Annotated in this window: 1 protein-coding gene and 1 other annotated feature; the gene reads right to left on the bottom strand. The window is 60.1% G+C overall.

The genetic code is table 11. The features are described 5' to 3' along the window. Nucleotides 1-27 precede the first annotated feature (27 nt). Nucleotides 28-1250, bottom strand: a protein-coding gene (locus ACT3TS_RS19665) for an IS3 family transposase (RefSeq protein WP_444533216.1) whose coding sequence is annotated in 2 segments (ribosomal slippage) — nt 28-971 and nt 971-1250 — 1224 coding nt in all. Because the reading frame shifts where the segments join, the coding sequence is not laid out codon by codon here. Further along, nucleotides 859-972 (bottom strand) — a sequence feature (AL1L pseudoknot). Its footprint overlaps the gene before it by 114 nt. Nucleotides 1251-1303 lie beyond the last annotated feature (53 nt).

The following is a 1303-nucleotide window of genomic DNA, read 5'->3' as shown; positions in this document are numbered from 1 at the left end:
TGTCAAGCCCCGGGTTTGGTGGAGGGTTTATTGGACCCGTTCCATCGTTTTGATGGCGGGCAGGTTTGAGTAGTAATTGGTTTCTGCTTCCACGGGTGGGATGTATCCGATTTCGCCGTGGAGGCGCCGGTGGTTGTACCAATCGATGTATTCAGCGACGGCTATTTCAAGGTCATTGATGCCGGTCCAGGGGCCCTTGTTGCGGACCAGCTCGGCCTTGAAGAGGGAGTTGAGAGCCTCGGCCATGGCGTTGTCGTAACTATCACCCTTGGCCCCTACGGAAGCGACGGCTTCTGACTCGGCGAGGCGCTCGGTGTAGCGGATCGCACGATACTGCACGCCTCTGTCCGAGTGGTGAATAAGTTGTGATACATCTTTTCGATCATGCCGACGAGTCCATAATCCCATCTCCAACGCGTCCAGCGCAAGGGCTGTGTGCATGGTGGTGGAGAGCTGCCACCCGACCACGCGGCGGGAGAAAACATCGAGCACGAAGGCCGCATAGACCCAGCCAGAAAACGTCTTGATGTACGTTATATCTGCCACCCAGAGACAGTTTGGTGCCGGGGCTGTGAACTGCCGCCGGACCAGATCCGCCGGCCGCTCAGAGAAGGGTCCTGACACTGTCGTACGAGGCCCCTTGGCCCGCCTCACACCGTGCAGCCCGGACCGGCGCATGAGCCTCTCCACCGTGCACCGCGCGACCTTGTGGCCGACACGGTTCAGGGCGGCATAGACTTTCCTGGCCCCGTAAACACCGTAGTTTTCCTTGTGCACCTGTTTGATTTTTTCTGTCGTCGCTGCATCACTGACAGTACGTTTGGAGTCAGGGCGGGCCTTGGCAGCGTAGTAGGTGGAGGGGGCGATCGGCAGCTGCCTGCAGATCGGCTCGACCCCGTATTCATCCTTGTGCTGGTCGATGAAAGTGATCATCGTCGTGAGGGGCGGTCGAGCTCCGCCGCGAAGAAAGCCGACGCTGATTTCAAGATCGCGTTCGCCCTCCGCAGCTCGGTAACCTCTCGCTCCAGCTCGGCCAGCCGGGTCGCGTCATCAGTGGTCGTGCCAGGCCTCACGCCCTGATCGATCTCTTCGGTCTTGACCCAGCCACGGATCGTGTCGGCCGGGATGCCCAACTGCGCACCGATACGGGTGCAAGCTCCCCGCCGGTCAGCCGGGTTCTTCTGGGCGTCCATCACGAGGCGGACTGCTCGCTGGCGAAGCTCATCTGGATATTTCTTCGGTGGTGCCATGGTGCTCATCCTTTCAAGGATTCAACACCCTCCATTAAACCCGGGGCGGTTCA

This window comes from Specibacter sp. AOP5-B1-6, assembly GCF_052376555.1.
Taxonomy (GTDB): Bacteria; Actinomycetota; Actinomycetes; order Actinomycetales; family Micrococcaceae; genus Specibacter.
This window is presented reverse-complemented; position numbering and strand designations above follow the sequence as displayed.